The sequence below is a fragment of the Stenotrophomonas sp. GQ19 genome (assembly GCF_059758695.1).
In genome coordinates, this window is the sequence record NZ_JCAXES010000012.1 from 12,831 (window position 1) to 29,031 (window position 16,201).

15 protein-coding genes are annotated in these 16,201 nt (G+C 68.7%); 6 read left to right on the top strand and 9 right to left on the bottom strand.

What is annotated here, in order from left to right:
• Positions 1-78: 78 nt before the first annotated feature.
• Positions 79-1,026, top strand: a complete 948-nt coding sequence (locus AC6CHL_RS18680) for a LysR substrate-binding domain-containing protein (RefSeq protein ID WP_354287669.1) — start codon at positions 79-81, stop codon at positions 1,024-1,026.
• A 69-nt stretch (positions 1,027-1,095) separates the two neighbouring features.
• Positions 1,096-1,389, top strand: a complete 294-nt coding sequence (locus AC6CHL_RS18685; RefSeq protein WP_038689504.1) for a hypothetical protein — start codon at positions 1,096-1,098, stop codon at positions 1,387-1,389.
• A gap of 44 nt (positions 1,390-1,433) precedes the next feature.
• On the opposite strand, the gene AC6CHL_RS18690 is transcribed toward AC6CHL_RS18685, so the two are convergent.
• Both AC6CHL_RS18690 and AC6CHL_RS18695 read right to left on the bottom strand, forming a co-directional pair.
• Positions 1,434-2,246: a DUF4349 domain-containing protein gene (locus tag AC6CHL_RS18690; protein WP_425598279.1), complete on the bottom strand. Its 813-nt coding sequence runs from the start codon at positions 2,244-2,246 to the stop codon at positions 1,434-1,436.
• Complete coding sequence (locus tag AC6CHL_RS18695; protein ID WP_038689509.1) at positions 2,247-2,603, bottom strand: GFA family protein; 357 nt, start codon at positions 2,601-2,603, stop codon at positions 2,247-2,249.
• A gap of 103 nt (positions 2,604-2,706) precedes the next feature.
• Between AC6CHL_RS18695 and AC6CHL_RS18700 the strand changes: the two genes are divergently transcribed.
• Positions 2,707-4,518, top strand: coding sequence for a DUF885 domain-containing protein (locus tag AC6CHL_RS18700; RefSeq protein WP_448135524.1), 1,812 nt, complete (start codon positions 2,707-2,709; stop codon positions 4,516-4,518).
• A 128-nt stretch (positions 4,519-4,646) separates the two neighbouring features.
• Here AC6CHL_RS18700 and smrA read toward each other — a convergent pair whose 3' ends face one another.
• Positions 4,647-6,479: a multidrug efflux ABC transporter SmrA gene (gene smrA, locus AC6CHL_RS18705; RefSeq protein ID WP_038689512.1), complete on the bottom strand. Its 1,833-nt coding sequence runs from the start codon at positions 6,477-6,479 to the stop codon at positions 4,647-4,649.
• Positions 6,480-6,566: 87 nt separating this feature from the next.
• On the bottom strand, positions 6,567-8,144 hold the full coding sequence (locus AC6CHL_RS18710; protein WP_038689514.1) for a serine hydrolase: 1,578 nt from the start codon (positions 8,142-8,144) through the stop codon (positions 6,567-6,569).
• Positions 8,145-8,275: 131 nt separating this feature from the next.
• On the opposite strand from AC6CHL_RS18710, the gene AC6CHL_RS18715 reads away from it, so the two are divergent.
• The gene (locus AC6CHL_RS18715; protein WP_498295744.1) at positions 8,276-8,716 is read left to right on the top strand and encodes a VOC family protein; all 441 of its coding nucleotides are present in this window, start codon (positions 8,276-8,278) and stop codon (positions 8,714-8,716) included.
• A complete protein-coding gene (locus AC6CHL_RS18720) occupies positions 8,713-9,528 on the top strand; it encodes a DUF72 domain-containing protein (RefSeq protein ID WP_498295745.1) in 816 nt (271 codons plus the stop codon). The genes AC6CHL_RS18715 and AC6CHL_RS18720 overlap by 4 nt, the downstream gene beginning before the upstream one ends.
• Before the next feature lie 64 nt (positions 9,529-9,592).
• On the opposite strand, the gene AC6CHL_RS18725 is transcribed toward AC6CHL_RS18720, so the two are convergent.
• On the bottom strand, positions 9,593-10,273 hold the full coding sequence (locus AC6CHL_RS18725) for a Pr6Pr family membrane protein (RefSeq protein ID WP_498295746.1): 681 nt from the start codon (positions 10,271-10,273) through the stop codon (positions 9,593-9,595).
• A 70-nt stretch (positions 10,274-10,343) separates the two neighbouring features.
• Here AC6CHL_RS18725 and AC6CHL_RS18730 point away from each other — a divergent pair, with 70 nt between their 5' ends.
• Positions 10,344-11,291, top strand: coding sequence for a DMT family transporter (locus tag AC6CHL_RS18730; protein ID WP_141058815.1), 948 nt, complete (start codon positions 10,344-10,346; stop codon positions 11,289-11,291).
• A 31-nt stretch (positions 11,292-11,322) separates the two neighbouring features.
• On the opposite strand, the gene AC6CHL_RS18735 is transcribed toward AC6CHL_RS18730, so the two are convergent.
• From AC6CHL_RS18735 to AC6CHL_RS18750, 4 genes are all read right to left on the bottom strand, one after another.
• The gene (locus tag AC6CHL_RS18735) at positions 11,323-12,483 is read right to left on the bottom strand and encodes an AAA family ATPase (protein ID WP_498295748.1); all 1,161 of its coding nucleotides are present in this window, start codon (positions 12,481-12,483) and stop codon (positions 11,323-11,325) included.
• A gap of 65 nt (positions 12,484-12,548) precedes the next feature.
• Positions 12,549-13,619 carry a sensor domain-containing diguanylate cyclase gene (locus AC6CHL_RS18740; protein ID WP_498295750.1) on the bottom strand — a complete coding sequence of 357 codons (1,071 nt, stop codon included), beginning with the start codon at positions 13,617-13,619 and terminating at the stop codon, positions 12,549-12,551.
• A gap of 70 nt (positions 13,620-13,689) precedes the next feature.
• Positions 13,690-14,412: a pseudouridine synthase gene (locus tag AC6CHL_RS18745; protein ID WP_038689523.1), complete on the bottom strand. Its 723-nt coding sequence runs from the start codon at positions 14,410-14,412 to the stop codon at positions 13,690-13,692.
• A gap of 45 nt (positions 14,413-14,457) precedes the next feature.
• Positions 14,458-16,122, bottom strand: a complete 1,665-nt coding sequence (locus AC6CHL_RS18750) for a sensor domain-containing diguanylate cyclase (protein WP_038689525.1) — start codon at positions 16,120-16,122, stop codon at positions 14,458-14,460.
• Between the last annotated feature and the right edge of the window lie 79 nt (positions 16,123-16,201).

Consider the following 16,201-nt stretch of genomic DNA (forward strand, 5'->3'; position numbering starts at 1 on the left):
CACAGCATCCGCCTACCGGAAGGGGCCCACAAGCGCGTAGTATCCGGGCAAGCCACAAATCTCATTTGGGTCTCGTCCATGATCCTGCGCCCTGCCCTGCTGCCCGCGCTGGGGGTCTTCGCGGTCGCCGCGCGCCACCAGAATTTTGCCCATGCCGCCGAAGAGCTGCACCTGACCGCCAGTGCGGTCAGCCACCACGTGCGCAAGCTGGAAGTGCTGCTGGGCACGGTGCTGTTCCAGCGCCACGCGCGCGGGGTGCGGTTGACCGCCGAAGGCCGCCAGCTGGCCGATGCCGCCGCCGCGGCGTTGAGCGATCTCAACGCGGTGGCCGGCAACCTGCATCCCCAGGCCGACATCGTGCCGCTGCGGGTGACCACCATCCGCTCGCTGTCGTACTGCTGGCTGGTGCCCCGGTTGGCCCGCTTCACCGCCCAGTACCCGCAGGTGCGCATCGAACTGCAGACCAGCACCGAGCTGGTGCGCTTCGACGACACCGGGCCGGAACTGGGCATCCGCTACGGGCTGGGGCAATGGCCCGGCCTGCGCGCGCATCACCTGATGGACGACGAGCTGTGCCCGGTCGCGTCGCCCGCGTTGGCCGGCGTGGCGGCCCTGCGCGAACCGGCGCAGATCGCGGCGTTGCCCCTGATCAGCGACATGTCGCCGCAGGGCTGGCGCGACTGGTTCCGCGCCGCCGGGGTGCGCGGTCTGGAACTGCCGTCGGTGCATTCATTCAGCGACAGCACCGACGCGATGCGCGCGGCGGTGTATGGCATCGGCGCGGTGCTGGCGCGCAAGCACATCGCCCAGCCGTATCTGCAACGCTATGAACTGGTGCGGTTGCCCGGCCCGGCCCTGAAGGCGCGCTATGCCTATTACGTGGTGCATGCCGAACACCGCCCGCTCAGCCCCACCGCGGTGGCCTTCATGGATTGGCTCAAACGCGAAGCGCTGGATGAGCGCACACCGATACCGGCGCTGCCGGATGAACTGCTGGGCCGGCCCGCATTGTCCGGTGCGCGGTAGCGCCCATCCTCACCCGGCCTTGTCCACGCGCTGGCTAGGCTGGAGTTCCTTTCCCCCAAGGCGTGTTCCATGGCCCTGTTGCGACTCAGAATTACCGGCAGCGATGACGACGCGCGTGCCATCACCGACCTGCTGCAGAGCATCGAAGGCATCGAGCATGTCGAGGAAACCGACGACCTGATGCCGCACATGGACGATGACGATTCCAGTTCGGCCGGCCTGTCCGACGACATCGGCCCGGGCATCCACGAGCTGGAAGTGGAGGTAGGCAATGCGCTCGCCGCCCAGCGCGTGCGCGATGCGGTGCAGGAACTGGCGCTGGAGCTGGACGTGTTCGTGGAATACGAACACGACGAAGGCTGATGGCTGCGCGGTGCCGGGTTTGACCGGCACCGCGCCTTGCCGCGTCAGCTGGCCCGTGCGGCCAGGCGGCGCTTGCGGCGGCGCCACAGCACGCTGCCGATCCAGGCGAACACCCAGGCCACCACCGCCCACGGCAGCAACGCCGACAGCGCGCGGATCAGGAAGGCCACGCTGGTGGTCAGCACGGCGCCGGACTCGCTCAGTGCTTCACCGATCTGGCTGCGGCTGCGCTGCCCGGACGGGGTGTGGAACTGCATCGTCACCAGCTGCGTGTCGATACGGCGGTGCTGCTGGGCCGCCTCCTTGTTGGCCTGCTCGACCCCGGCCTCGATTTCCGACAGGCGCTGGGTGATGGTGAGCAGGTCGGCGAGCTTGATGTCCTTGCTGTCCTGGTAGGCCAGCAGCCGTTCGTGTTCCTTCTGCAGGCGCGCCTTGGTCAGCGCGGTATCGGCCACCTGCTGGGCGAGGTCTTCGGCATGGGTGTTGCGCGAGGCCACCTCACCGCCCTGCCCGGCCAGCCCGATCAGCGGCTCAACCCCCTTGGGCGCGATCCGCACCTTGACCGAACCGCTGGGGTATTCGCCGCCCTGCTGGCCCACCTGCAGGACCGCGCAGTCACCGAACCGCGCGGACTGGCACGCCTCGGCGATCTGCTTCACGCGCGGGGCGATACCGGCCGCGTCCAGGGTGATGTCCAGATCGTGTTCGTAGGCCAGCATCGCGCCTTCCGGCGATGCCAGTGCACCGGCGCCCGCGTCGGCGGCCGCTTCGCCGTGATTCTGGGCCGCACAGCCGGCCAGCCCGAGCACCAGCATCCCTGCCCATGCACCCTTGGGGTGCCACATCGTCCGTTTCATTTATTTGCTTGCTCCGTCGAAGCGATTGATCGTGAGCCCGTCCAGGTCCACCCCGGGCAGGCAACGTACGTTCACCGCCACCATCCTGCTTCCACTGCGGGGATCCACGCCCTCGCTGAACGGGGCGGTGCCACAGGTACGGCAATGGTGGTGTTCCAGGTGGTGCTGGTTGAACTGGTAGGTGGCCACGTCGGCCGGATCGGTGGTCAGCCGCAGCGCCTCGCGCGGGCCGAACCACAGCAGGCCACCGCGGCGACGGCACAGCGAACAGTTGCAGTCCAGGGCCTCGGTGATCGGCTCGGCCGCCTCGACCACGAACGCGATCTGCCCGCAATGGCAGCTCCCTTCGTACTGCATGGCGCACCCTCCGGCTGGGAAAGGGCCATGGTAATCCAATGGCACGGGCGCGGCCGGGCGCGGGGGCCTATGCTCGGCGATTGACCACAGCACAGGATCGCCGATGCGCCAGCATCTTCTCGCCCTCGCCCTGATCGCCGCCCTCGGCGGCTGCCAGCAGGCCGACGCCCCGACCGCCGCACCCGGTACGCCGGCCGCCGCTGCCCCCGCTGGCGACGCCGCCGTGGACGCCGCCTTTGCCGACCTGTCCAAGCGCGCGCTGGATACCTGGATGCAGCTGTCGCCGATCAGCGCCACCCAGATCGGCGACCACCGCTACGATGCGGAGATCGACGACCTGAGCGCCGCCGGCCAGCAGAAGATGTTGACGGCCTACAAGGGCCTTGTCGCCGACCTGGACCGCATCGACGTCAGCAAGCTTTCGCGCGAGAACCAGGTGGACGCGGCGATCCTGCGCAACCAGCTGCAGTCGGAAATCTGGAGCGCCGAGGTGCTGCAGTCGTCCAAGTGGGATCCGCAGATCTACAACGGCGTGGCCGGCAGCGCGATCTACGGCCTGATGGCACGCGAGTTCGCACCGCTGCCCGAGCGCCTGAAGTCGGCCACCGCGCGCATGGAGAAGCTGCCGCAGATCTTTGCCCAGGCCCGTGAGAACCTGGACCCGGCCCGCGTGCCGAAGATCCATGCCGAGACCGTGGCCAAGCAGAACCGCGGCATCCTGAGCATCGTCGATACCTTCATCACCCCGCACATCGGCGAGCTGCCGGCCGAAGACGGCAAGCGCCTGCAGGCGGCCATCGATGGCTTGAAGAAGGCCGTTGAAGAGCAGCAGACCTGGCTGGACAAGACCCTGGTGCCGAATGCCAAGGGCGACTTCCGCATCGGTGCGGAGCTGTACGACCAGAAGCTGAAGTTCGCCTTGAACTCGTCGCTGTCGCGCGCCGAGATCGGCGAGCGCGCGCGCGCCGAACTCAAGCGCGTGCGCCAGGACATGTACGGCATCGCGCAGACCGTGCTCAAGGACAAGCCGGGTGCTCCGGCACTGCCGGCCAACCCGAGCGATGAACAGCAGCAGGCCGCGATCGAAGCGGCGCTGGAGCTGGCCTACGCCGACAAGCCGGCCCGCGACAAGGTGGTCGACGATGCCAAGGCCGCGCTGGCGCAGTCCACCGAGTTCGTGCGCAAGCATGACCTGATGACCCTGCCCGATTCGCCGGTGGACATCATCCTGATGCCGGAGTTCCAGCGCGGCGTGGCCGTGGCCTACTGCGATTCGCCGGGCCCGCTGGACAAGAACCTGAAGACCTTCTACGCGGTCTCGCCGATTCCCGACGACTGGAACGACAAGCAGGTCGACTCGTTCCTCCGCGAATACAACAGCCGCATGATCCACCTGCTGAGCATCCATGAAGGCACGCCGGGCCATTACCTGGAAGGCTGGCATTCGGGCAAGTTCCCGTCGACGCTGCGCGCGGTGCTGCGTTCGGGCCTGTTCGCCGAAGGCTGGGCGGTGTACACCGAGCGGATGATGCAGGAGCAGGGCTACCTGGACAACGATCCGCTGTTCCACCTGGTGCAGCTGAAGTTCTACCTGCGCACCATTTCCAACGCGATCCTGGACCAGGGCGTGCACGTGGACAACTGGACGCGTGAGCAGGCGATGCAGCTGATGACCCACGATGCGTTCCAGCAGGAAAGCGAAGCGTCGGGCAAGTGGGTGCGCGCGCAGCTGACCTCGGCCCAGCTGCCGACCTACTTCGTCGGTGCGCAGGAACACTTCGACACCCGCAAGGCCGTGCAGGACAAGCAGGGCGCGAAGTTCAACCTGAAGGCCTACCACGACCAGATGCTGTCCTACGGCGCCCCGCCGGTGCGCTTCGCGCGCCAGCTGATGCTGGACCAGCCGATCGAGTAAACCCGCCTGGTTCCTCGTCAGACAGGCAACGGCCCGGTGCGAACCGGGCCGTTTTTTTGTGTGGTTTCGTAGAGCCGGAGCAGCCGACTGACAGTCGGCTCTACCCCCCCCGGCAGCGTCGGCGTCGGTTAGGCGTCGGCGGCGACGAAGCCGCCGGTCTGGCGCGCCCACAAGCGCGCGTACAGGCCGCCGGCCGCGATCAACTCGGCGTGCGTGCCGGTTTCCACGATGCGGCCCTGGTCCATCACCACCAGCCGGTCCATGCGCGCGATGGTGGAAAGACGGTGCGCGATGGCAATCACCGTCTTGCCGGCCATCAGCTCGTCCAGATTGTCCTGGATGGCCGCTTCCACTTCCGAGTCCAGCGCCGAGGTCGCCTCGTCCAGCACCAGGATCGGCGCGTCCTTGAGCAGCACGCGCGCGATTGCGATGCGCTGGCGCTGGCCACCGGACAGCTTCACCCCGCGCTCGCCCACGTGCGCGTCGTAGCCCTGGCGGCCTTCGCCATCACGCAGGGTGTCGATGAACGCTTCCGCACGCGCCTTGGCCACGGCGGCGCGCAGCTGCGCGTCGGTGGCGTCGGGGCGGCCGTACAGCAGGTTGTCGCGGATCGAACGATGCAGCAGCGAGGTGTCCTGGGTGACCACGCCGATCTGCCGGCGCAGGCTTTCCTGGGTGACGCTGGCGATGTCCTGGCCGTCGATGCGGATCTGCCCGCTTTCCAGGTCATACAGACGCAGCAGCACGTTCACCAACGTGGACTTGCCCGCACCCGACGGTCCGACCAGGCCGATCTTCTCGCCCGGCTTCACGTCCAGGTCCAGCCCGGCGATCACCCCGCCGGTCTTGCCGTAGTGGAAGTGGATGTGGTCGAAATGCACCCCACCCTGCGTCACCTGCAGCGCGGTCGCGTCGTCGCGATCCTGCACGGTCAACGGCTGGGAAATGGTGGTGATGCCGTCCTGCACCGTGCCGATGTCCTCGAAGATCCCGTTGATGGTCCACATGATCCAGCCGGACATGTTGTGGATGCGGATCACCAGCCCCGTTGCCAGGGTGATGGCGCCCACGCTGATGTGCCCGCCATTCCACAGCCACAGCGCCAGGCCGCAGGTGCCGGCGATCAGGAAGCCGTTGACGATGGCGATGGTCAGGTCCATGCCGGTGGTCACCCGGGTCTGTCGGCGGTGCTTGGCCGCCAGCTCGTCGATCGCCTCGGCCACATACGCCTGCTCGCGCCCGCCGTGGGCGAACAGCTTCAACGTGGGGATGTTGGTGTAGCCGTCCACGATCCGGCCCATCGCCTTGGAACGCGCTTCGGAGGCGATCCAGGCGCGTTCCTTCGCACGCGGCACGAAGTACCACATGATCACCACGTAGGCGACCATCCACAGCAGCAGCGGAATCATCAGCCGCCAGTCGGCCTGCGCGAACAGGTACAGCGCCGTGCCGGTGTACACCACGATGTACCAGAGCGAATCGACCATCTGCACGGCCGATTCGCGCAGCGAGGTACCGGTCTGCATCACCCGGTTGGCCATGCTGCCGGCGAAATCGTTCTGGAAGAAGCTCAGGCTCTGCCGCACCACGTAGTTGTGCATCAGCCAGCGCGAGCGGTTGCTCAGCCCCGGCACGATGGCCTGGTTGACCAGCAGGTTGTGCAGGCCCACCAGCACCGGGCGCAGCAGCACGGTGATGACCACCATCCACAGCAACTCGTTGGCGTGGCGCTGGAAGAACCCGGCACCGGGTTGTTCGGCCACCATGTCCACGATGCGGCCGAGGAAGTCGAACATCGCCACTTCCACCAGCGCCAGCAGCAGCCCGGCAATCAGCGTGGCCAGCAGCACCGGCCACACCGGGCGCAGGTAGTGGATGTAGAACGGCACGACCTTGCGCGGTGGCATGCGCCCGTCGATGGGCGGAAAAACCGGAATCAGCGACTCGAACCAGCGGAACATTCCATTACCCCGAAGCAAAGCAGGCCGCGATTATCCCACCGCGGCCTGCTGCATGCCTTTACCTGCAGCTCACGCCGCGCGTGCGGTTCAGCCCTTGACGTCGGTCTTGATCGGCACCAGCAGCAGATCCTGGAAATCGAAGCTGAAATCGGTCAACGACGAGATGGCCTGCATGCGCACATCGCGAACCTTGCCGTCCGGGTCCAGGCTGAAGGTGACGAAGGCATCGGCGTTGAGCGAGCGGTCGTCCCAGCGCACGATGAAGGTGTCGTGCTGCCAGTGCTCCAGTTTGCCCACCAGCTGCGCGGTCTTGCCGAAGCGCAGGCGCAGTTTGCCCGCGCTCTGCTCGACGAAGACGTCGCCATACCACGCGTCGCGGTAGCCGCCCGCGTAGCTTGCGAGCGGCAGCGAGGGCGTGGATTTCGCGTCGCGTGCGGCCTGGTGGGTGGCCCAGCCTTCATCGGCCTTGTCCTGCGCCTTGGCCACGGCCGCGGCATAGGCCGCCACCCAGTCGGTCTGCGGTGCACTCAGGTAGGCGTCCAGCACGTCCATGGTGATGGCGTTGAAGGCCGCGCCCACTTCCTGGTTGGTCAGCACCACGATGCCCAGCTTCTGTTCGGGCACCAGCGTCACCCGCGACACCATGCCCGGCCAGCCGCCGGTATGCCAGACCAGTTTCTGGCCCCGGTAGTCGCTCAGGCTCCAGCCTTCGCCATAGCCGGCGAAGTTCGGGCGCGCGGCCGCCAGCTGCGGCACGCTCGGTTCGGGTACCACCTGGGGGGTGATCATCTGCCACATGCCCTGCTGGCTTTTTGCGCTGAACAGCGCCGTGCCGTTTTCCAGCGTGCCGTGGGCCAGCTGCACGTTCATCCAGCGCGCCATGTCATGCACGCTGGAATAGATGCCGCCCGCACCGGCGTTGTTGGACCAGGTCAGCGGCGCCACCGTGCGCAGGGCCTTGAAGTCGTACTTGGCATGGCCAACGGCGGCGTTGTCGCCCGGCTGCAGGTGGTCGGCGTTGTAGCGGGTGCCGGCCATGCCAACCGGGGTGAAGATGTGCTGCTGCAGGAAATCGGCGTAGGACTGCCCGGACACCTGCTCGATCACCTGCTGGGCCACTGCATACAGGATGTTGTCGTACGCGTAGCGGTCACGGAAACCGGCCTTCAGCGGCACCTTGGCCAGGCGAGCGACCACTTCCTGGTTGCTGTAGGTCGTGGTCGGCCAGAACAGCAGGTCGCCCGCGCCCAGGCTGAGCCCGCTGCGGTGCGAGAGCAGGTCGCGGATGCGCATTTCGCCGGTGACGTAGGCGTCGGACATGCGGAACCCGGGCAGGTGGTCGATCACCCGGTCGTCCATCTTCAGCTTGCCCTGCTCGGCCAGCAGGTTCAGCGCGGTGGCGGTGAACGCCTTGGTGTTGGAGGCGATGGCGAACAGGGTATCGGCCTGCACCGGTGCCGGCTTGCCCAGCTCGCGCACGCCGTAGCCGCGCTCGAATACCACCTGGCCATCCTTGACCACCGCCACCGCGATGCCGGGTACGTCGAATGTGCTGCGCGCACGCTCGACCGTGGCGTCCAGCCGCTGCAGTTCGGCCGGCACCGCCGCCGATGCCAAAGGTGCGCATGCAAGCAGCACAACGCCTCCGATCCAGGATGTGTTCAAGCAGTGTCTCCAGTTGCGTGTCGCGGGGGCGTTGAGGCGCGCAGGCGCGCCTGGGCCGGGTTTCGCACGATGGTAACGCGGGGGCGCTCAGGCTCGCCTGTGCCAGAAGGCGGACCGCCCCGGAGCCCTGTATGACCGCGCCTGCCGATACCGTATCCACCGTCATTCCCTGCCTGCGCTATCACGATGCGCACGCCGCCATTGCGTGGCTGGAGCGCGCGTTCGGCTTTGAGCCGCAGGCGGTATATGCCGATGGCGAGGTCGTACACCACGCGCAGCTGGTGTACGGCCACGGCATGATCATGCTCGGCTCGGTCGACAACGCCAGCGAGTGGGGGCGCTACAGCGTGCACCCCGACGAGGTGGACGGCCGCCAGACCCAGAGTGCCTGCGTGATCGTGGCCGACCCGGATGCGCACTACGCGCGCGCCGTGGCCGCCGGCGCGCAGGTGGTGATGGACATCGCCGACCAGGCCTATGGCGGCCGCGGCTACGCGTGCCGCGACCTGGAAGGCTACCTGTGGTGGTTCGGCAGTTACGACCCGTGGCGCGCCCACGCGGGCGACGCATGACGGCGGCAGGACGCATCCGTACCGGCATCGGCGGCTGGGTGTTTCCGGGTTGGCGCGGCGGAACCTTCTATCCGGCCGGCCTGGCGCAACGCGAAGAGCTGGCGCACGCGAGCCGGGCGCTGGGCTGCATCGAGATCAACAGCACCTTCTACCGGGCACAGAAGCCGGCTATCTACACGCAGTGGCGCGAGCAGACGCCGCCGGGGTTCCGTTTTTCGGCCAAGGCCCCCCGCACCATCACCCAGACCCATGACCTGACGACGGTAGGCGCGCGTGCGGAGGCCTTCATCGACGGCATCGTCGCGCTCGGCGATCGGCTCGGACCGCTGGTGTGGCAGTTCGGCGACACCCATCCGGCGGGCGCGCAGGAGTTCGACCGGTTCCTGGCGCAACTGCCGCGCAAGGCCGACGGGCGCGCGTTGCAGCACGCGCTGGAGGTGCGCAACCCGGCCGCGTGGAGCGCGGAACTGGTGGCGGTGGCGCGCGCGCACAACGCCGCGCTGGTCTTCAGCGGCTCCAACGACTACCCGAGCTTTGCCGACCCCACCGCGGACTTCGTCTACGCGCGGCTGATGCATGCGCGCGCGAACCTGCGTGCGGGCTACCCGGAGCGCGCATTGGAACAGTGGTGCCTGCGTGCGATGCGCTGGGCCCGCGGCGAGGACAATCCGGACCTGCCGCATGTGGCCGCCGAAGCACCGACCTCGGGCCCGCGCGAGGTGTACATGCTGTTCATTGGTGCGGCCAAGCAGCGCAATCCCGGCGCGGCGATGGCGTTGCGCGACCAGTTGGCGCGCGTAGGCGCCACGTAGAGCCGGGCTCTGCCCGGCTGCCTTTTCGCCCTGCGTCAAACCCGTATCGACCAACGGTCGATACCTACCGCACGGTGCGTGATCGCGCGCCCATCCGCATGTCGATCCGCCACAGCAACGCGGCCAGGGCCACGAAGGCCAGCCCCACCACGGCCGCGTTGCGTGCCACGCCCACCGCACCCAGCGCCGCCAGATCCAGGAACGGATACGGGTACTGCCCGCTCCATCGCCCCACCAGCAGCGCCCAGCCGAGGTAGAGCGCCGGGAACAGCAGCACGCCGCCCAGCTGGCGCCAGCGCAGCTGCCCATGCGGTCCGGCCAGCCAGCCCAGCAGGTACAGCACGGGCACCACGTAGTGCAGGCCGGTGTCGGCCCACCAGTGCAGGCCCTGCGGGTGCCACAGCGTGCGCAGCACCAGCACGTAGACCAGGCCGGTGATGCCGATGTACACCGCCACCGCGGCGCTGGGTGCCGGGGCGGCCATGCCGCCGGTGCGTCCCCGCAGGCGCGCCAGACAGACGGCAGCCACGCCGATGTTGCTGAGAATGGTGAAGTAGCCCAGCAGCCGCAGCAGTGCCTGACCGCTGCCGGCGGTGGCCCCCACCGAGGCCAGCAGCACCGCGTACTGCAGCGTGATCGCGGCGACGGCGACGACGGCGGTCAGGCCGGCCCACACGCGCGCCCTGGCGGACGGCACGGCAGGTGCGGCGGCGGGCGGACGCGGGGCGTGGACATGGGGCTGCATGTGCGCAGGATGCCATGCCAGGTGCCGCGCGGTTGTCGCGGTCGGCCGCGGCTTGCCGCACAATATCCCGATGCCGATGACCGATACCCGCCGCGCGCTGCTGCAAATCCATTTCTGTGTGCTGCTGTGGGGCATTACCGCCATCCTCGGCAAGCTGATCACCCTGCCCGCGCTGCCACTGGTGTGGTGGCGGATGCTGCTGGTGGTGGCAATGCTGGCCGTGCTGCCGCGGGTCTGGCGCGGCCTGCGCCAGTTGTCACCGGCGCTGTTTGCCGGCTACTGCGGGGTCGGCGCGCTGGTCGCGCTGCACTGGCTGACCTTCTATGGCGCGGTGAAGCTGGCCAACGCATCGGTGGCCGCCACCTGCATCGCACTGGCCCCGGTGTTCACCGCGGTGATCGAACCGTGGGTGGCCAAGCGGCCGTTCCAGCTGCGCGAACTGGCCTTCGGCATCGCCGTGCTGCCGGGCGTGGCGCTGGTGGTGGGTGGGGTGCCGCATGGCATGCGCCTGGGGGTCTTGATCGGGGCGCTGTCGGCGCTGCTGGTGGCGGTGTTCGGGTCGCTCAACAAGCGCTTGGTAAGCCACGCCGACCCGCTCACGGTGACGGCGCTGGAACTGGGTGCCGGTACCGTCACCCTGACCCTGTTGGCACCGCTGCTGCCCTTCCTGCTGCCGCCGCTGGCCGGCCCGTTGTGGGTGGTGCCCAGCCTGCACGACGGCGTGCTGCTGCTGGTGCTGGCCGGGGTCTGCACCCTGCTGCCGTTTGCGCTGGCCCTGGTCGCGCTGCGCCACATCAGTGCCTACACCTCGCAGCTGGTGACCAACCTGGAGCCGGTGTACGCGATCCTGCTGGCGATGGTGCTGCTCAGCGAGCAGCGTGAACTGACCCCGGTGTTCTACGTCGGCGTGGCCATCATCGTCGGCGCGGTGTTCCTGCACCCGTTGTTGAACCGGCGCAAGCGGGTGCAACACCCGGAGATCCTGGGCACGGCCGAGGCGCACAACGTCGTCGATTGAACGCCGCATCGTGCCGACCGACGGTAGCCATCTACCGCGACGGCCAGTGCCAGGCGGGTGCGTCCAGCAGCCCCTGTCCCATCACCTCGGTTCGGCTGAACAGTTTGTGCAGCCCGATGGTGTGGCAGGCCGGTGCCTCCTGCAGCGCCGCGATCAGGCGGCTGGCGTGCGACACCACCCACAGCTGGCTGCGTGCACTGGTCGCGATGATCAGCCGCGCCAGCGCGGGCAGCAGGTCCGGGTGCAGGCTGGTTTCCGGTTCGTTGAGCACCATCAGCGGTGGCGGTCGCGGCGTATGCAACGCGGCGACCAGCAGCAGGTAACGCAGCGTGCCGTCGGACAGTTCCGTTGCCGCCAAGGGCCGCAACAGGCCTGGCTGTAGAAACTTGAGCGCCAGGCGTCCTTCGTGTGCGTCGATGTGCACCTGTGCGCCCGGGAAGGCGTCGTCCACCGCACGCGCCAGCGCAGGCGCGTCGCCGATTTCCAGGATGGTCTGCCAGGCGGCCGCCAGGTCGTGGCCATCGTGGCTGAGCACCGGGGTGCGGATCGCCAGCGTGGGCTGCCGTGCCGGCGCGCCGCTGTCGGTGCGGAAATGATCGTGGAAGCGCCAGCGCCGGATGTACTCGCGCAGCTGCATCACTTCCGGCATGCGCTGGGGGTCGGCCAGCTGGGTGAAAAAGCTGTCGAAGGCCGACAGCGGTTCGTCCAGCCCTTCCCAGCCGTGGCCGCTGCGGCGCCGCACGCGCGCGCCACGGCGCTCCACCAGCAGCGTGCTGCTGCGCAGGAACGGCCCGGCCCAGATGCACTCGGACTTGATCTGCGGCTCCAGATCGAACATCGACTGGCTGGGCACGGGCAACCCCAGGTCGATGGCATAGCCGAACGTCTCGGCGGCGAAGCCCAGCCGCAGCGACACCGGCTGCGTACGCGCCGTGCCCTGCACCGGGATCTCGCCCTGGCGCATGCGCCGGTCGATCTGTTCGGGGCCGGCCCACAGCGCCGAGCCCAGCCCGCCCTCGCGGGCCAGGGCCGCGGCGACCCCGCCCTGCGCGGTCTCCGCCAACAGCCGCAGCGCGCGATACAGGCTGGACTTGCCGCTGCCATTGTCGCCGGTGACCAGGTTCAGGCGCTCCATCGGCACCACCAGCTGGTGCAGGGAGCGGTAGTTGGCAATGGCAAGGGTCTGCAGCATGCGCAGGGCTCGGCGTGGAGGGCCCGGCAGTCTGCGGCAGCGCGTTCGCAGGCGGTGCGACGCGCCTACTCCGCGCGCACCACCCGGTTGCGACCTTCATGCTTGGCCCGGTACAGCGCCGCGTCGGCACGTGCCAGGGTCTGGTCCACGCCGTCGCCATGGCGATGCGCGGCAACTCCGATGCTGATCGTCAAGGGAATGCCCAGCGGCAGGTCGGCCACGGCCATGCGCAGGAAGTCGCACTGCAGCTCGGCGGTGCCGAGCGTGGTGTCGGGCATCAGCACCACGAACTCTTCGCCCCCGTAACGTGCCGCCAGGCCCTGCCCGGCGAAATGCGCGCGCAGCAGGCGCGACAGTTCGGCCAGCACGTGGTCGCCGGTGGCGTGGCCGTACAGGTCGTTGACGTTCTTGAAATGGTCGATGTCCAGCAGTGCCACCGCGGTCTGCCGCGGCTGTCCGTCCGCATCGGTGACCGCCGCTTCCAGCGCCAGGCTCATCGCCCGCCGGTTGGGCAGCCCGGTCAGTGGATCGGTGCGGCTCTGCTCGGCCAGGTCGGCGTTCTGCTGTTCGAGCAGGGCGTTGTATTCGGACAGGCGTTGCTCGTACCAGGCCCGGTCACGCATGTGCTGCTGGATCTCATACGCGTAGCGGCGCAGCTCCATCACCAGCGACACCTGGCGCGACAGCGCCACCAGCGCCTGGGCCTGGTCGGGCCGCAGGTGCCCCGGGTTGGCGTCGAACACGCACAGCGTGCCCAGCGGCAGGCCATCGAAACTGAGCAGCGGCGCGCCGGCATAGAAGCGGATATGCGGGTCGTCGACCACCACCGGGTTGTCGAAGAACCGCGGGTCCTGCCGTGCGTCTTCCACCACCATGACCTGGTCGGGCTGCAGGATCGCATGGCCGCAGAAGGAGATGTCGCGCGAGGTTTCGGTGGCATCCAGCGCCTGGCGCGCCTTGAACCACTGGCGGTCGCGGTCGATCAGGGTCACCGCCCCCATGTGGGTGCCGCACAATGCCGTGGCAATGGTGACCAGATCCTCGAAGGACCGCTCTTTGGCGGTATCCAGGATCTGGTAGCGCTGCAGCGCCAGCAGGCGCTGCTCTTCGTTGTCCGGCAGGGACGGCTTGATCATCGGCGGCAGGCAGGCGGGTTGTGCCTGCGCAGTCTAGCCGGACGGCCAGCTCACCGCGTGACGCGCGTCCTTACCATTCCAGCTGTTTGGGCAGCAGGCCCTTGAGCTCGGCGTCGGTCAGGTTGCGCCACTGGCCCGGCTTGAGCGCGCCCAGCTTGATGTTGTCGATGCGCACGCGACGCAGCTGGGTGACGCGGAAGCCGAAGGCCGCGGCCATCAGGCGGATCTGCCGGTTCAGGCCCTGCTGCAGGGTGATCCGGAAGCCGAACTTGGCCAGCTTGCTGGTGCGGCACGGCAGCGTGGTTTCATCGTGGATACGGACACCGCGGGCCATGCCACGCAGGAACTCGTCGGTGACCGGCTTGTTGACCGCCACCATGTATTCCTTCTGGTGGCCGTTCTCGGCGCGCAGGATCTGGTTGACGATGTTGCCGTTGCTGGTCAGCAGGATCAGGCCTTCGGAATCCTTGTCCAGGCGGCCGATCGGGAAGATCCGCTGCTCGTGGCCGACGAACTCGACGATGTTGCCCTTGACCGTGCTTTCGGTGGTGCAGGTGATGCCGACCGGCTTGTTCAGCGCGATGTAGACGTGTTTGCGGCCGCCGGCCTTTTTGGCTTCGCGGGCACGCAGCGGCTGGCCGTCGACCAGCACCACGTCACCCTCGCCGACCACCGCACCGGTGCCGGCCGGGTGGCCGTTGACGGTGACGCGGCGTTCGCCGATCAGGCGGTCGGCTTCACGCCGGGAACAGAAGCCGGTTTCGGCGATGTGTTTGTTGAGTCGGATTGTCATCGGCCCATTATCCGGCAAACCCGGCCCGCGCAGGGCGCCGGCTGTTCACACACGCAGCGGCGCGTCGGCCGGGGCGGCCTGGTCGGCGTCGAATACCTGGTTGCGGCCGGCCCGCTTGGCGCAGTACATGGCGTGGTCGGCGCGGCGCAGCAGCGAGGTCAGGTCGTCGCCGTCCCCGCGCAGCACGGCCAGGCCGATGCTTCCCGACACCTCCAACCCCGGCACGGCCAGCACCCGGGTCACCGCCTGCACCTGCTGGCGCACGGTTTCCAGGCGGGCGAAGGCGCTGGCCCGGTTGGCGCCCGGTAGCAGCACCAGGAACTCCTCACCGCCCATGCGGATCACATCGTCGTGGTTGCGCACCGAATCGCGCAGCTGGCGCGCCACCGCCACCAGCACCTGGTCGCCCACGGCATGGCCGAACTGGTCGTTGATGTCCTTGAACAGGTCGATGTCCAGGAACCCGATCGCCAGCGGCTGTTCGTCCTGGACGGCACGTTCCAGGTAGTGGGCCAGCTTGCGCAGGCCGGCGCGTCGGTTCGGCAGGCCGGTCAGGGCATCGGTATCCGCCAGCTGGCGCAGTTCGTCGCGCTGCTGGCGCAGCCGGCCCAGGCGCAGGTTGAGCGCGTAGGCGGCCATCATCAGGAACCAGGTCGTGCCCAGCTGCAGCGACTCGATCCGGTAGGCCACCAGCCACTGCGCGTGCAGCGCATCGGCCATGATCATGATCCACCACGGCAGCAGCGCGCTCAGCCCGGCCAGCGCGTAGCGGTCGCGGTGCAGCACGCCCCAGCTGCCGGCCGCCAGGCAGGCTACGCAGCCCAGCACGAACAACGCTTCCAGTCCGGCGGCCACGCCCGGCAACACCGCAAAGTGCATCCAGGGCACGCCCAGACCCAGCGCGAACAAGCCCCACAGCAGCACATGCTGGGCCGGCCGTGACCCTGGCCAGCGGCGGTCGCCGCCACACAGGCGCCACAGCACCGGCAGCAGCACTGCCTCGGTGAACGCGGTCAGCGACACCAGCCACCACGAGGCCCGGTTCTCGACCGGCAACCACGGCTCGGGATACCCGCTCAACCCGCCCAGTACGGCCTGCCACAGCACCAGCAGCAGGCAGATGGCCACGTAGATCAGGAACGAGCGGTCCTTGGTGGTCACATAGCCCATCAGCGCCGACAGCGCCAAGGCAATGGCCACCGCCACGCAGGCCGCGCGCACCAGCAGCCGGGCGGTGTCGTCCTGCTGCACCGGGCTGGGCGCGCCCAGCTGCACGGTGGGAATCCAGCGGGGTTTGATCGGCGCGGCCCACGACACCACGATCGGTTCGTGATCGCCGGCAGTGGGCACCACCACCATGCCCACCCCGGCCCGGAAGCGGGAATCACGGGTGCGCGCATCATGCATGCTGCCGCAGATCTGGCGGTCACCGTGGCTGATCCGCACCTCGCCGGCCAGCACCCCGAACACGTCCACCGCCTGCGGCTCACCGGACCAGCCGCCCGCGGGCGCGGGCACGTGCAGCACCTGCTGGTGGCGGGCCAGCACTTCGGCAGTGCAGGCGCGCTGGGGGGTGCGTTCAGCCGTAGCGGCGCCCAGCAGCAGCACGTCGGTGCCCACCCGGGTGGTGGCGGCGAGCACGGTGTCGGCGGCCGCCCAGGCCGGCAGCAACAGCAGGGCCAGCAGTACCTGCACTGCGCCCCATTCCATCCACCTGCCGCGCCATCCCCTCACACCCTGCCCCAACCTCGATGCCGCCACGCAGGTCGCGTGCCGCCCCTGGCGGGGA